The 13,445-nt window shown below is 68.1% G+C and carries 14 protein-coding genes; 9 read left to right on the top strand and 5 right to left on the bottom strand.

What is annotated here, in order from left to right:
* The 8 genes from P3W75_RS31810 to P3W75_RS31775 all read left to right on the top strand — a co-directional run.
* A partial coding sequence (locus P3W75_RS31810) for a 2-keto-4-pentenoate hydratase (protein WP_430765434.1) occupies nucleotides 1-828 on the top strand: 828 nt, incomplete at its 5' end.
* Nucleotides 825-1,250 (top strand): RidA family protein, encoded by a 426-nt coding sequence (locus P3W75_RS31805; RefSeq protein WP_276231315.1) that lies wholly within the window; start codon nucleotides 825-827, stop codon nucleotides 1,248-1,250. The genes P3W75_RS31810 and P3W75_RS31805, both read left to right, overlap by 4 nt.
* Nucleotides 1,251-1,270: 20 nt before the next feature.
* A complete protein-coding gene (locus tag P3W75_RS31800) occupies nucleotides 1,271-1,843 on the top strand; it encodes a 3-hydroxyanthranilate 3,4-dioxygenase (protein ID WP_276231314.1) in 573 nt (190 codons plus the stop codon).
* On the top strand, nucleotides 1,840-2,826 hold the full coding sequence (locus tag P3W75_RS31795; protein ID WP_276231313.1) for an amidohydrolase family protein: 987 nt from the start codon (nucleotides 1,840-1,842) through the stop codon (nucleotides 2,824-2,826). The genes P3W75_RS31800 and P3W75_RS31795 overlap by 4 nt, the downstream gene beginning before the upstream one ends.
* A gap of 219 nt (nucleotides 2,827-3,045) precedes the next feature.
* Entirely contained in the window at nucleotides 3,046-4,041 is a 996-nt protein-coding gene (locus P3W75_RS31790) for an MBL fold metallo-hydrolase (protein WP_276231312.1), read from the top strand.
* Nucleotides 4,042-4,126: 85 nt separating this feature from the next.
* Complete coding sequence (locus P3W75_RS31785; protein ID WP_276231311.1) at nucleotides 4,127-5,389, top strand: OprD family porin; 1,263 nt, start codon at nucleotides 4,127-4,129, stop codon at nucleotides 5,387-5,389.
* Nucleotides 5,390-5,422: 33 nt separating this feature from the next.
* On the top strand, nucleotides 5,423-6,763 hold the full coding sequence (locus P3W75_RS31780; protein ID WP_276231310.1) for an MFS transporter: 1,341 nt from the start codon (nucleotides 5,423-5,425) through the stop codon (nucleotides 6,761-6,763).
* A 151-nt stretch (nucleotides 6,764-6,914) separates the two neighbouring features.
* Nucleotides 6,915-7,871 carry a LysR substrate-binding domain-containing protein gene (locus P3W75_RS31775; protein WP_276231309.1) on the top strand — a complete coding sequence of 319 codons (957 nt, stop codon included), beginning with the start codon at nucleotides 6,915-6,917 and terminating at the stop codon, nucleotides 7,869-7,871.
* 380 nt (nucleotides 7,872-8,251) lie between these two features.
* Here the strand turns inward: P3W75_RS31775 and antC are convergent, their stop codons facing one another.
* From antC to antA, 3 genes are read right to left on the bottom strand one after another with little or no spacing between them, the layout of a single operon-like run.
* Nucleotides 8,252-9,268: an anthranilate 1,2-dioxygenase electron transfer component AntC gene (gene antC / locus P3W75_RS31770; RefSeq protein ID WP_276231308.1), complete on the bottom strand. Its 1,017-nt coding sequence runs from the start codon at nucleotides 9,266-9,268 to the stop codon at nucleotides 8,252-8,254.
* A 10-nt stretch (nucleotides 9,269-9,278) separates the two neighbouring features.
* Nucleotides 9,279-9,770 carry an anthranilate 1,2-dioxygenase small subunit gene (antB, locus tag P3W75_RS31765; RefSeq protein WP_276231307.1) on the bottom strand — a complete coding sequence of 164 codons (492 nt, stop codon included), beginning with the start codon at nucleotides 9,768-9,770 and terminating at the stop codon, nucleotides 9,279-9,281.
* Nucleotides 9,767-11,161 carry an anthranilate 1,2-dioxygenase large subunit gene (gene antA, locus P3W75_RS31760; protein ID WP_276231306.1) on the bottom strand — a complete coding sequence of 465 codons (1,395 nt, stop codon included), beginning with the start codon at nucleotides 11,159-11,161 and terminating at the stop codon, nucleotides 9,767-9,769. Before antA ends, antB begins: the two co-directional genes overlap by 4 nt.
* 332 nt (nucleotides 11,162-11,493) lie before the next feature.
* Here antA and P3W75_RS31755 point away from each other — a divergent pair, with 332 nt between their 5' ends.
* Nucleotides 11,494-12,492, top strand: a complete 999-nt coding sequence (locus P3W75_RS31755) for an AraC family transcriptional regulator (protein WP_276231305.1) — start codon at nucleotides 11,494-11,496, stop codon at nucleotides 12,490-12,492.
* Between the two features lie 43 nt (nucleotides 12,493-12,535).
* Here the strand turns inward: P3W75_RS31755 and P3W75_RS31750 are convergent, their stop codons facing one another.
* Nucleotides 12,536-12,817: a pyrimidine/purine nucleoside phosphorylase gene (locus tag P3W75_RS31750; RefSeq protein WP_276231304.1), complete on the bottom strand. Its 282-nt coding sequence runs from the start codon at nucleotides 12,815-12,817 to the stop codon at nucleotides 12,536-12,538.
* Between the two features lie 86 nt (nucleotides 12,818-12,903).
* Entirely contained in the window at nucleotides 12,904-13,443 is a 540-nt protein-coding gene (locus P3W75_RS31745) for an exonuclease domain-containing protein (RefSeq protein WP_276231303.1), read from the bottom strand.
* Nucleotides 13,444-13,445 lie beyond the last annotated feature (2 nt).

Genomic DNA, 13,445 nt, shown 5'->3' with positions numbered 1-13,445 from the left:
TCGCTCCTACAAAAAGCGCAACCCGCAGGAGTACCGCACATGAACACCGACATCCCCCGCATCGCCCAGGCCCTCGACCAGGCCGCGCGGCATGCCGAGCCGCTGGCGCAGTTCAGCGCCCATGCGCCGTTCAGCCTGGACGACGCCTACCGCATCCAGCGCGCGTCCATGCAGCGCCGCTACGACGACGGCGAGCGCAGCATCGGCGTCAAACTGGGCTTCACCAGCCGCGCCAAGATGGTCCAGATGGGCGTCGACAGCCTGATCTGGGGCTGGCTCAGCGACACCATGCTGGAAGAGGACGGCGGCCTGGTCGACCTGGCCCGCTACATCCACCCGCGCGTCGAGCCGGAAGTCTGCTTCCTCACCCGCCGCGCCATCGACCGCCCGCTGACCCTGCTGGAAGCCGCCGACTACATCGAGGCCGTGGCCCCGGCGCTGGAGATCATCGACTCGCGCTACCAGGCCTTCAAGTTCAGCCTCGAGGACGTGGTGGCGGACAACTGTTCCTCCGCCGGTCTCACCGTCGGCCCCTGGTCGCGGGACTTCGGCGCACTGGCCAATGCCGGCGTGGTGCTGCGCCTGGATGGCCGCGTGGTCCAGGCCGGCTCCACCGCCGCCATTCTCGGCAACCCGCTGCGCAGCCTGGTGCAGGCCTCGCGCCTGCTGCACCAGGCGCAGATCGAACTGCCCGCCGGCAGCCTGGTGATGGCCGGCGCCGCCACCGCCGCCGAGGCGCTGCGCCCCGGCATGCACGTCAGCGTCGAGGTCCAGGGGCTGGGGCAGAGCAGCTTCAGCGTCCGCCACCCTCAAGGAGCAGCAGCATGAGCGAAACCAAATCCACCGTGGTCGCCGGCAAGGCCACCCCGCGCGGGCGCTTCCCGCACATCAAGCGCGCCGGTGATTTCCTTTTCGTCTCCGGCACCAGCTCGCGGCGCCCGGACAACAGCTTCGTCGGCGTCGAGGTGGACGCCATGGGCACCACCAACCTCGACATCCGCGCCCAGACCCGCGCGGTGATCGAGAACATCCGCGACATCCTAGCCAGCGAGGGCGCGCGGCTGTCGGACGTGGTCGAGATCAGCAGCTTCCTCGTCGATATGAACGACTTCGGCGGCTACAACCAGGTCTACGCCCAGTACTTCGACGAGAACGGCCCGACCCGCACCACCGTGGCCGTGCACCAACTGCCGCACCCGCACCTGCGCATCGAGATCAAGGCGGTGGCCTACGCCCCCCGCACCCGTTGAACCGCTGGGAGATAACAACAATGGACAAGCACCACTTCAGCGCACCTTTCAATTTCAACCGCTGGCTCGACGAGCACGCCCACCTGCTCAAGCCGCCGGTGAACAACCAGCAGATCTGGCAGGGCAGCGACTACATGGTCACCGTGGTCGGCGGCCCCAACCAGCGCACCGACTTCCACGACGACCCGGTGGAGGAGTTCTTCTACCAGTTCAAGGGCAACGCCTACCTGAACATCTGGAATGCCGGGCGCTACGAGCGGGTGGACCTCAAGGAAGGCGACATCTACCTGATGGCCCCGCACGTCATCCATTCGCCGCAGCGCCCCGAGCCCGGCAGCCTGTGCCTGGTGATCGAGCACCGCCGCCCGGCGGGCCAGCACGACGCCCTGCAGTGGTCCTGTGCGCGCTGCGGAGGGCTGATCAAGCGCTACGAAATGCAGCTGCAAAGCATCGTCGCCGACCTGCCGCCGGTGTACGAGCAGTTCTACGCCACCTCCGACGAGGAGCGCCGCTGCGGCGGTTGCGGCGAAATCCACCCGGGCCGCGACTGGCAGGCCTGGCACCAGACCCTGCGTGAGTTCCATTCCGTATGAAGATCGACATCCACTCGCACTTCTTCCCGCGCATCACCCAGGCCGAGGCGGCGCGCCTGCACCCCGAGCGCGCGCCCTGGCTGCATGCCGAGGGCCGGCACGGCCAGATCATGCTCGGCGACAAGCCGTTCCGCCCGGTGCACGACGTGCTCTGGGACGCCCAGCGGCGCGTCGAGCACCTGGACGAACAGGGCCTGGACGTCCAGGTGATGTGCGCCACCCCGGTGATGTTCGGCTACGACCAGCCCATCGAACGCGCCTTGCCCTGGGCGCAGCTGATGAACGACCGCGCCCTGGAGATGACCGCCGCCGCCCCGGACCGCCTCAAGGTGCTGGCCCAGGTGCCGCTGCAGGACATCGATGCCGCCTGCCGCGAAGCCAGCCGGGCCATGGCCTGCGGCCACGTCGGCGTGCAGATCGGCAACCATGTCGGCGAGCGCGACCTGGATGACGCCGGCCTGGAAGCCTTCCTCCGGCACTGCGCGGAGGAGGGCATCCCGCTGCTGGTGCACCCCTGGGACATGATGGGCCGCGAGCGCATGAAGAAGTGGATGCTGCCCTGGCTGGTGGCCATGCCGGCGGAAACCCAGCTGGGCATCCTCTCGCTGATCCTCTCCGGGGCTTTCGAGCGCCTGCCCGAGTCGCTGCGCATCTGCTTCGCCCACGGCGGCGGCGGCTTCGCCTTCCTGCTCGGCCGCGTGGACAACGCCTGGCGCCACCGCGACATCGTCCGCGCGGACTGCCCGCAGTTGCCGTCCAGCTACGTCAAGCGCTTCTTCGTCGACTCGGCGGTGTTCGACCCCGGCGCGCTGCGCCTGCTGGTGGACGTGATGGGCGCCGACCGGGTGATGCTCGGCTCCGACTCGCCCTTCCCGCTGGGCGAGCAGAGCATCGGCGCCGGCGTGCTGGAACACCCGCAGCTCAGCGAGCAGGACAAGGCGCGCATCTGCGCCGGCAACGCCCAGGCCTTCTTCGGTCTTTGAGAGGACTCGCCGCGGCGGCGCATGCCGTGTGAGGGGTGAAGTATTCACCCGCTCAATGCAAAACCGAGTGCCGGTCGACGCGGCGAGCGCATCGGCATTCAGCGGATCGACGACGCCGACTATTCGGATAGACCGGCAGGTTGCGGCGACCGCTAATGGCTGGGCGTGCCGGGCCGGTGCCGGCCAAGTGCCAATAACAACAACAGAAGGTAGAACACGATGAAAACTCTTCGCATCCTGGGCGTCGTCGGCGCCGCCTTGCTGGCGCTGCATGGCGCTCCCGCCTCCGCGGCGGCGGAGGACAGCATCAAGGTGACCCTGCTGGGCACCGGGACCCCGATCCTCAACGTCAACCGCTTCGGCATGAGCACCCTGGTCGAGGCCGGCCCGCACAAACTGCTGTTCGACGCCGGGCGCGGCGCGGCGATCCGCCTGCATCAGTTGCAGGTGCCGCTGCGCGATATCGAGGCGGTGTTCATCACGCACCTGCACTCCGACCACCTCACCGGCCTGCCGGACCTGTACGCCACTGCGCCGCTGCCCACCGACGATGGCCGGCGCACCCAGGCCCTGCCGGTCTATGGGCCCAAGGGCATCGACAGCGTGGCGCGGGGCATCGAGCAGATGTTCAGCGAGAACAACCGCATCCGCGGCAAGGAAACCAACGCGCAGGCCGCGCGCATCGCCGACCAGGCCATACCGGCGGAGGGCGGCGTGGTCTTCGACCAGCAGGGCGTGAAGGTCACCGCGTTCCTGGTGGACCACGGCTACGTGAAGCCGGCCTACGGCTATCGCATCGACTACGCGGGGCGTTCGGTGGTGCTCTCCGGCGACACCACCTACGCCCCCAACCTGGTCCGCCAGGCCAAGGGCGTGGACCTGCTGGTGCACTCCCTGTCGATCGCCAGCCACCAGTTGGAGAAGGCCTATCCCGACTACGTGAAGCACTTCTACGACTACCTGGCCAACCCGGAGACGGTGGCGAAAGTGCTCAGCGAAACGCACCCGCGCGATGCGGTGTTCTCGCATATCTCGCTGTACAGCCGCGGCGACATCGGCCGCGCTTCCGAAGAGGAGATCCGTTCGCGCGTGGCCCAGGGCTACGACGGCTCCTTCGTTATCGGCCAGGACCTGATGGCCTTCGAGCTGACGCCCAAGGGTGTAGTGCGCGAGCCCTACGACGCCGCGTTGCGCCAGCGTGAACCGGTGAACTGACGACTCCGCTACCGACTCATTCCTGCCGCCGGGTTGCCGGTGGCGGGGACGCCTTGCCTACAACAACGAGAAGAGTGCAAGCAACATGAGCAATCACCCCAAACTGTCCCTGGCGGTGCTCGCCTCCGGAACCCTGGCGGCGCTGCCCCAGGCCGAGGCCGGCGACGGCCTGGTCGAGGGCGCCAGCGCCACCCTGCAGGCGCGCAACTACTACTTCAGCCGCGACTATTCGGACATCGTCGGCGCCAGCCGGCAATCGAAAGCGGAGGAGTGGGCCCAGGGCTTCATCCTCGACTTCCGTTCCGGCTACACGGCGGGGCCCGTGGGCTTCGGCGTGGACGCCATCGGCCTGCTCGGCCTGAAGCTGGACAGCAGCCCGGACCGGGCCAACACCGGGCTGTTGCCGGTGGACGGCGACGGCCGCGCGCCGGACGACTACAGCCGCCTGGGCGTGGCGCTGAAGGCGAAGGTCTCGCACAGCGAGCTCAAGCTCGGCGAACTGCAGCCCAACCTGCCGGTGCTGCCGGCCAGCGACAACCGCCTGCTGCCGCCGACCTACCAGGGCGCGATGCTGGCCTCCGCGGAGATTCCCGGGCTGACCCTGCAGGCGGGCCGGCTGAAGTCCTACAGCATGCGCAACGAGGCCGGCACCAGCGACCTGCAGGCGATGGTCGGCACGACACCCTACCGCCAGGTGAAAAGCGACGCCTTCAACTTCGTCGGCGGCGATTACGACTTCAACGCCAAGCGCACCCGCGCCAGCCTGTGGTACGGCCAGTTGGAAGACATCTACCGCCAGGGCTTTGTCGGCCTCAAGCACAACCAGCCCGTCGGCGACTGGGTGCTGGGCGGCAACCTCGGTTACTACGACGCCAACGAGGACGGCAAGCGCCTGCTCGGCACGCTGGACAACCGCGCCTTCTACGCGCTGCTCTCGGCAAAGCGCGGCGGACATACCTTCTATGTCGGCTACCAGGGCATGTTCGGCGACGACGGCTTCCCGCGGGTGTTCCCCAACGTCGCGCCGCTGGGCAACGAGGTGCCTACCTTTCAGTTCGCCTCGGCCGACGAGCGCTCCTGGCAGGTGCGCCACGACTACGACTTCGCCGCCCTCGGCATCCCCGGCCTGAGCACCACGCTGCGCTACCTGCGTGGCAGCAACGTCGACACCGGCAGGGGCTTCGAGGGCCGCGACCGCGAGCGCGACCTGGAGCTGGCCTACACGCTGCAGAGCGGCCCGCTGGCCGGACTGAACGTCCGCCTGCGCAACGCCGTGGCCCGCTCCAACTACCTCACCGACGTCGACGAGAACCGCCTGATCCTCAGTTACACCTGGAAGCTCTTCTGAGCCGGCCCACCCTCTAGCAACGAGAAGAACGCCATGAACAGACAAACCCTGCGCGTCAGCGACGTGATCGACAACAGCCCGCTGTCCGCGCTGCAGATCCGCGTGCTGCTGCTGTGCTTCCTGGTGGTGGTACTCGACGGCTTCGACACCGCCGCCATCGGCTACATCGCCCCCGAACTGATCCGTGACTGGGGCATCACCCGCGGCCAGTTGGCCCCGGCCTTCGCCGCCGGGCTGTTCGGCATGCTGGTGGGCAGCGTCGGCTTCGGCCCGGTGGCCGACCGCAAGGGCCGCAAATTCGTCCTGCTGCTCAGCCTGGGCATCGTCGCCCTGGGCACCCTGGCCTGCGCCCTGGCGCCGAACATCGAGGTGCTCACCGCGCTGCGCTTCTTCACCGGCCTGGGCCTGGGCGGCGTGCTGCCCAACGCCATCACCCTCGCCTCGGAGTATTCGCCGGCGCGGCGGCGCATGCTGCTGGTAACCCTGAGCTATTCCGGCTTCACCCTGGGCCTGGCCCTGGGCGGCTGGGTGGCCGGCCTGCTGCTGCCGCTGGTGGGCTGGAAGGGCCTGCTGTTGTGCGGCGGACTGGCGCCGCTGGTGCTGTTGCCGGCGCTGGTCCTGGCGCTGCCGGAGTCCACCTGCTTCATGGCCGGCAGCCCGGCGCACGCCCAGCGGCTGCGGGCGATCCTTGGGCGCATCAGCGCTCGCCGGGACCTGGACGAAGTGACCCTGGTCGGCGACGTCGCCGCCGCGCAACAGCGTTCGCCGGCCTCGACCCTGTTCGCCGAGGGCCGGGCGCTGCGCACCCTGATGCTGTGGCTGACCTTCTTCTGCTGCCTGTTCGTCTTCTACCTGCTGACCAGCTGGCTGCCGACCATCCTCCGCGGCAGCGGCTACGGCACCCAGGAGACCTCGCACATCGCCGCGATGATCCCCTTCGGCGGGGTGGTCGGCGGCATCGTCATGGCCCTGCTGATGGACCGCTTCGGCGCCCAGCGTCTGCTGCCGCCGCTGTGCCTGTGCGCCGCCGCGGCCCTGGCGCTGACCGGTACCCAGCTGGGTAACAGCCTGGCACTGCTGCTGATGGTCTTCGCCGTGGGCTTCACCCTCACCGGCGCGCTGAACAACCTGAGCATCCTCGCCGCCACCCTGTACCCGACCCACGCCCGCGCCACCGGCGTGAGCTGGGCGCTGAGCGCCGGGCGCGCCGGCTCGATCATCGGCTCGCTGCTCGGCGCCTGGCTGTTCGAGGCCGCCGGTGGCCTGCAGGTGTTCTTCCTCTGGCTCGCCGCGCCGGCGCTGCTGGCCAGCCTGGCGCTGTTCGTCATGGCCACGCGCCACGCACCGGGCGCCGCGCGGGGCGAGCTTGCCTGAAACGCCGGCCGCTGGTCGGTCGGTGGCGACGACGGAGGGACGCAGTCTTCTCGCCGACCTTGCCTGGGGGGGCGGTCGGCGGCAACCACGGAGCTGCGTTGCCGCGGATGCGTGGTACTTTCCGTTTCCGGGCTGGATGTCGGGGTAACCCATGAAGTCGAGTGTGGTATCGGTCGCGCGCAAGCTGAAGTTCTACCAACTGGTGGTGCTCGACCAGGTGGTGCAGAGCGGTTCGCTGCTGCGCGCGGCGCAGGTGCTGAACCTGACCCAGCCGGCGGTGACCAAGGTCATCCACGAGCTGGAGTCGTACTTCGACGCGCCGTTGCTCGAACGGAGCAACCGTGGGGTGAAGGTCACCGAGCTGGGCGAGCTGGTGTTGCGCCGGGCGCGCTCGATGCTCGCCGAGCTGCGGGCACTGAGCGACGAGGTGGAAGCCTTCCGCGACGGTACCTCCGGGCACGTGGTGGTGGGTACCCTGATCTCCGCTTCCACCTCGCTGCTGCCGCGCGCCCTGCGCCTGCTCAAGAGTCGCGCGCCACGGGTGTTGGTGTCAGTACGCATCGGCCAGTTCGACCAACTGTTCCCGGCCCTCATCGGCGGTGAGGCGGACCTGGTGGTGGGCCGTGTGCCGGACGACTGGCAGGCCCGTGGCGAAGCGCGGGCGCTGGGCGTGGACGTGCTCTACGACGAGCGCCTGTGCATCGTCGGTGGCCGGGGCCACCCACTGCATGCCGGCGGCGCGGTGAGTCTGGCCGAGCTGCATGCCTACCCCTGGGTGCTGCCGCCGCCCGGCTCCCTGCTGCGGCAGACGGTCGACCACCTGTTCGCACAGGCCGGCCTGGCGCTGCCGGGCAACGTCATCGAGTCGCTGTCGGTGCTCACCAACGTTGCCCTGATGCAGGACCAGCAGACCGTCGGCCTGCTGCCCCTGGAAACCGCCCGGCAAATGGCCGATGGCGGCGGCGTCCGAGCCTTCGCGCTGGACATCGAGCTGCGCTTCGGCGACATCGGCTGCTTCCATCCCAGCGGCCGCGAACTGGGGCCGGCGGCTCGGTTGTTCCGCGAGTGCCTGCGCGCTGCCAGCGTGGAGTTGGGCGAGGAAGGCTGAGGCTGCCGCTGCTTTCCTAGAATGGGTTGAGCTTGCGAACCCCATGTAGCTGCGGTGATGGGTATCGCTTCGCTCAACGCCATCCTACGACGACGTTTCATTGAGTTCCCGCGAACGCGGGAATCCAGAAAACAAGCGGACCTTGTCCGCGATGGCATGGCGCTAGCCCTGCCGACGGGGTCGTGGATAAACTCTACGTTGCAGGCGAGCACGGCTTTTCGTAGGAGCGAGCTTGCTCGCGAATGGGCCCTGTAGCGAAGTCTGTTCGTGAGCAAGCCCGCTCCTGCCAAACAATGCAGGGCAGCGTTGTTCCGGGCCAACGGCGGATAACGCGGAGCGTTATTCGCCCTACGCCCAGCCCGGCCACAGCGTTCACGGGTTCAATTGTTGCTCTGGGTGAACTTCTCCAGGAACAGCCGGCCGTTCGCCAATCCCTGGTCCTGCAACCAGGCCTTCACCGACTCGACCATCGGCGGCGGGCCGCACAGGTACATGTCGAAGGGCGCGTCGCGCAGGGGCTCGGTGTCGAAGTGCTCGGTGACGTAGCCGCGCTTGCCGTCCCAGCTGGCGTCATCGCTGATCACCGGGGTGAAGGTGAAGCCCGGGATGCGCTCGGCGTAGGTTGCGATGCGCTCCAATTCGCAAAGGTCCGCCGCCTGGCGCACGCCGTAGTACAGGTGCACCGGCTGCCCGCGGCCGCCGGCCTCGGCCAGTTCGTCGAGCATCCCGAGGAAGGCCGACAGACCGGTGCCGCCGGCCACCAGCTGCAGCGGGCGGTCGACGTGGCGCAGGTAGAAGGCGCCCAGCGGCGCCTCGAAGCGGATTTCGTCGCCCGGCCGGCAGCGCTCGCGGATGTAGTCGCTCATGACGCCGTCGGGCAGCAGGCGGATGAGGAACTGCAGCTGGTTCCGCGCATTGGGCCGGTTGGCGAAGGAGTAGGAGCGCACCGCGTCCGTGCCCGGTACGCACAGGCGCGCGTACTGGCCGGGCAGGTAGTCCAGCGCCGGGCCTTCGACCTGCAGGCGCAGGATGGCGGTGTTCGACGAGACCTGCTCGACGCCGCTGACCACCCCGCGATGGCTGGACGGGCCGGCGGCGCTGCACAGGCTGGAGTCGAAGTCGAAGTAGAACGCGGCGTCGGACTGCACGCGGGTCTGGCAACTGAGGATCTTGCGCTGGGCCAGGTCCTCGGCGGAGAGGGTTTCCTCGTCGGCGTAGTCCATCGCGTAGCTGCCGGACTCGCAGCGGCCCATGCAGGTGCCGCAGACGCCCTCGCGGCAGTCCAGAGGGATCTTGATGCCGTTGCGCAGCGCCGCGTCGAGCAGGATTTCGTTGCCTTGCACGGGGAAGAACAGCGTCTTGCCGTCGGCGAAGCTGAAGGCGACCTTGTGGTTCATCGGGCCATCCTCACAGGTGGTAGAAGTCGAGCACCGAATCGATGCGGTCGTTGAGCAGCAGCACGTGCTTGCGGGCGATCAGCCAGCTCTCGCCATGGGGGCGCAGGCGGTAGGTGGCGTGGCCGAAGAACTGCCCGGGCGTCTCCAGGCGGTAGAACAGCGTGTGCCAGTTGGCCCGCACCTCCAGATCGCCGCCGTCCAGTTCGCGGATACGCACGTTGTCGATGCCGTGCAGGGTTCGCGGCATGGGGATGGTCGAGGCGGCCTTGCCGGTGCGGATGCGGAACACCCGGTCCTCCAGGCCGGCGCGGCTGGGGTAGTAGATCAGCGACATGCCACGCTTCGGATCGGTGGTGTAGACGTGCTCGGAATCCCATTGCGGGGCGTGGAACTCGCTGTCCTCGCTGAACATGTCGAGGTAGGCGTCCCAGTCCTGGGCGTCGCACGCCTCGGCGTTGCGGTAGAGGAACTGTTCCACCCGGTATTGCAGTTGCGCGCTCATGCCTGCACCTCCTTGAGTGCCAGGGCCTTGCGTTCCAGCCCGTCGAGGAGGAAGCGCTGCCAGTGCCGGTGCTGGTTGACGTAGAGGCCTTCGTGGGTGATCTCGGTGCCGGTGAGCACGGGGGCGATACCCAGCGTCTGGCTGTTCGGCGTCGGGCCCTCGACCCACTTGCCGTGGCCGCGGGAGATGTCGCTCCAGCGCTCCAGGCGGCCCTGGAAGCCGCGCTGCTGTTCGCGGAATTCCACCAGGTCGTCCGGGGTGCCCATGCCGGAGACGTTGAAGAAGTCCTCGAACTGGCGGATGCGATTCTCGCGGTCCTGGTCGGACTCGCCTTTCACGCCGATGCACTGGCTGACGACTTCGGTCCGGTTCCAGGCGATGGGGCGGACGATGCGCAGCTGCGAGCTGATCTGGTCCATGAAGAACAGGCTGGGGTAGATGTTCAGGTTGCGCAGGCGGTGCATCATCCACTCGGCCCTGGCCTGGCCGTGTTCCTCTACCAGGCGCGGCATCACGCTGGCGTAGCCGGGGCGTACGGCGGGGTTGGGCATGTCGCTGAACAACACGCTGTGGCCGTTGCGGAAGCTGAACCAGCCATCGTCGGTCTGCGCGTCGCCGGCGCCGAGCTTGCTGTAGTCCAGGGTGCCGCTGGCGGTGCCGTTCTCGACGTTGACCTGCTGGCGGTGCTGCACGGTGGCCACGTAGTTGTAGTGCACGGTGCTGACGTGGTAACCGTCCAGCCCGTTCTCGTTCTGCAGCTTCCAGTTGCCGTCGAAGGTGTAGGCGGAGCGGCCCGGCAGCACTTCCAGCTCGCCGGTCGGAGACTGCGCCACCATCATGTCGAAGAACACTTTCGCATCGCCGAGGAAGTCTTCCAGGCTGTCCGTGGCGGTCACGTCCAGGCTGATGAAGACGAAGCCCTTGTAGCTGTCGATGCGCGCCTTCTTCAGGCCGCGGCTGGCCTTGTCGAAGTCCGCCGGGTATTCACCGGGCGCCTTGACCTTCACCAGGCGCCCGTCGCTCTTGTAGCACCAGGCGTGGAAGGGGCAGGTGAAGGTGGACTGGTTGCCCTTGCACACCCGGGTGAGGGTGGCGCCGCGGTGCTGGCAGGCGTTGACCAGGGCGTTCAGCTGGCCGCTGGCGTCGCGGGTGACGATCATCGGCTGGCGCCCGGCGCGCAGGGTGATGAAGTCGTTGGGGTTGGCGATTTCGCTCTCATGGCAGGCGTAGATCCACTGCTTCTCGAAGATCAGCTCCATCTCCAGGTCGAACAGTTGCGGCTCGGTGAACATGTCGCGGGCGATGCGGTACACCCCTTCGGCGGGGCGGAAGTCGAGGCAGCCACGGATGTAGTCCTGCCACTGCGCGAGGCTCTTGCTTGGTGCGTTCATTGTTGTTGTCCCATCGGGCGTTGCGGTGCCTTCATTTCACGGCGCGCGCGGCGCGCGGGCTATCCGCGCAGTGGGCGAAGGCGATCCACAAAGTTGGCGGCGGTAACAATCCGCCGCGCCCGCCTGGGTAGATGCTGCCCAAGTGTGGTGCGACTTCCCGGGCGGTTATCGCACAGGCCTCTGGCGAGGCGGGGCGATCATCCAGAAAATGCCCGAAGGCTATCCGCTTGGTGCGCTATTCGTCGGTGAGCCCCGGCGGGCGGAACGCATCTTGCTGCACACTGCCAGGAGCCGCCGTCAGAGCCGCCCGAATCCACCGAGAGTGCCTTGCGATGAACCCGAAGAATGCCGGTCACCTCCGTGATATCCGCGCCGATCGCCTCGACCTCGCCGCTGCCCGCAGCTGGATGTCGGGCATCTGCGGGCCGCACCGCCTGCATGCCGCCGAACCCGGCGCGGTGTGCTTCCAGCATGCCGGCAGCGTGCTCAAGGGCCTGTCCACCACCCTGGGCTGCATCGAGTACGGCACCGAAGTGACCATCGACATCGTCGAGGTGGAGCGTTTCAACAGTTACAGCCTGAGCCTGCCGCTGAGCGGCGAGCAGGAGCTGAGCGTGGCCGGGCGCCACCTGCGTTCGGACAGCCGGCGCGGAGTGATCGTCTCGCCGAACCAGAGCCAGGAGCTGTGCATTTCCGGCGATTGCCGCAAGCTGCAAGTAGTGATCCCGCAGCCGGCCCTGCGCAGCGCGCTGGAGGAGATTCTCCAGCGCCCGGCCGAGCGGCCGCTGGTGTTCGAACCGGAGATGGACGCCGTGGAGGGCGCCTCGGCCGCCTGGTGGCGCATGGTTCGCCATCTGGACGACGAACTGGGGCACAGCGAGCTGTTCGGCCAGGCTTTCTTCAACCGCGACCTGGAGCGGGCGTTGCTCAAGGGCCTGCTCCTCGCCCAGCCGAACAACTACAGCGACGAACTGCACGGTGGCCGGGGCGGGCGGGTGCCGCACTACCTGCTGCGCGCCCGCGACTACCTGCAGGCGCAGGCTCGCGAGGCGATCCGCCTGGACGACCTGGAGCGGGTCGCCGGGGTGTCGCGCTGCAAGCTGTTCGAAGGCTTCCGCAAGCACTTCGGCAGTGCGCCGATGACCTACCTGAAGCACTACCGCCTGCGCCGGGTGCGCGAGGACCTGCTCGCCTGCGGCGGCACCCGCAATGTCTCCGAAGTGGCGCTGGACTGGGGCTTCGCGCACCTGGGGCGCTTCGCCGGCGACTATCGCAAGCTGTTCGGCGAGACGCCCAGCGCCACCCAGCAGCGCCTCGCGCGGCGGCCATAAAAAACCGGCCCATCGGGCCGGTTCTTCGAGACGCCGTCGCGACTCAGCGGTATTCGCAGAGGTAGGCGGTGTCCACGGCGACCTTCAGCTGGAACTTGCTGTTCGCCGGAACGGTGAACTGGCTGCCCGAGGCGAAGGTTTCCCAGGCGTCGCTGCCGGGCAGCTTGACGGTCAGGGCGCCGGCGACGACGTGCATGATTTCCAGCTGGCTGGTGCCGAACTCGTACTCGCCGGCGGCCATCACGCCGATGGTGGCCGGGCCTTCCGCCATGCCGAAGGCGATGGATTTGACGGTGCCGTCGAAGTATTCGTTGACCTTGAACATGGGCTGCTCCTCAGCTGGAAAGGGAAGGGCGGGAAAAAAGGAGCGCCAGTATGCCCAAGGCGGCGGGCAGCGTCACTACGCGGTTTTCACAGCGCCAGGGGGAGCAGCCGCGCGGTATTGCGCGCATCTTCCAGGGCGCGGTGCTGCTGGCCGTGGAAGTGCAGGCCGGCGAGTTGCAGCGCGGTGTTCAGACCTACCGGGCGCTTGAGCTGGCGGGCTTCTGCGAAGCGTTGCTTGAGGTTCAGGTGCGGTACCTGGCTCAGCTGGCTGTGAATGCGCTGGTGCCGCCATTCCTGCTCCAGCTGGCGGCGGTCGTAGTCGCCCCAGCTGGCCCAGCCGGCCAGGCGCGGGCTGTGTTGCGCCAGCCAGCGCTCGAACTGTGGCCAGACCGCGCTGAGCGGCGCGGCCGCGTCGACATCGGCCTGGCTGATGTGGGTGAGCTCGCGGCAGAAGCTGGTCAGCAGCGGGCGGCGTTGCGGGCGAACGAAGCGCTGGAAGTGATCCAGCTCGCGACCGTCGGCGGCGGCCACCAGGCTGGCGCCGATCTCGATGATTTCCATTTCCTCGACTGGCCAGCCGCCTTCCTCGGTCGTGGCTTCCAGATCGATGACCAACCAGTGGGGCATAG

Origin of the sequence: Pseudomonas citronellolis, assembly GCF_029335315.1 — a bacterium.
Lineage (GTDB): Bacteria > Pseudomonadota > Gammaproteobacteria > Pseudomonadales > Pseudomonadaceae > Pseudomonas > Pseudomonas citronellolis_A.
This window is presented reverse-complemented; position numbering and strand designations above follow the sequence as displayed.

Bases quoted from the DNA above. Each gene is read 5' to 3' on its own strand.
- P3W75_RS31805 (WP_276231315.1), top strand. From the start codon at position 825: ATGAGCGAAACCAAATCCACCGTGGTCGCCGGCAAGGCCACCCCGCGC.
- P3W75_RS31800 (WP_276231314.1), top strand. From the start codon at position 1,271: ATGGACAAGCACCACTTCAGCGCACCTTTCAATTTCAACCGCTGGCTC.
- P3W75_RS31795 (WP_276231313.1), top strand. From the start codon at position 1,840: ATGAAGATCGACATCCACTCGCACTTCTTCCCGCGCATCACCCAGGCC.
- P3W75_RS31790 (WP_276231312.1), top strand. From the start codon at position 3,046: ATGAAAACTCTTCGCATCCTGGGCGTCGTCGGCGCCGCCTTGCTGGCG.
- P3W75_RS31785 (WP_276231311.1), top strand. From the start codon at position 4,127: ATGAGCAATCACCCCAAACTGTCCCTGGCGGTGCTCGCCTCCGGAACC.
- P3W75_RS31780 (WP_276231310.1), top strand. From the start codon at position 5,423: ATGAACAGACAAACCCTGCGCGTCAGCGACGTGATCGACAACAGCCCG.
- P3W75_RS31775 (WP_276231309.1), top strand. From the start codon at position 6,915: ATGAAGTCGAGTGTGGTATCGGTCGCGCGCAAGCTGAAGTTCTACCAA.
- antC (WP_276231308.1), bottom strand. From the start codon at position 9,268: ATGAACCACAAGGTCGCCTTCAGCTTCGCCGACGGCAAGACGCTGTTC.
- antB (WP_276231307.1), bottom strand. From the start codon at position 9,770: ATGAGCGCGCAACTGCAATACCGGGTGGAACAGTTCCTCTACCGCAAC.
- antA (WP_276231306.1), bottom strand. From the start codon at position 11,161: ATGAACGCACCAAGCAAGAGCCTCGCGCAGTGGCAGGACTACATCCGT.
- P3W75_RS31755 (WP_276231305.1), top strand. From the start codon at position 11,494: ATGAACCCGAAGAATGCCGGTCACCTCCGTGATATCCGCGCCGATCGC.
- P3W75_RS31750 (WP_276231304.1), bottom strand. From the start codon at position 12,817: ATGTTCAAGGTCAACGAATACTTCGACGGCACCGTCAAATCCATCGCC.
- P3W75_RS31745 (WP_276231303.1), bottom strand. From the start codon at position 13,443: ATGCCCCACTGGTTGGTCATCGATCTGGAAGCCACGACCGAGGAAGGC.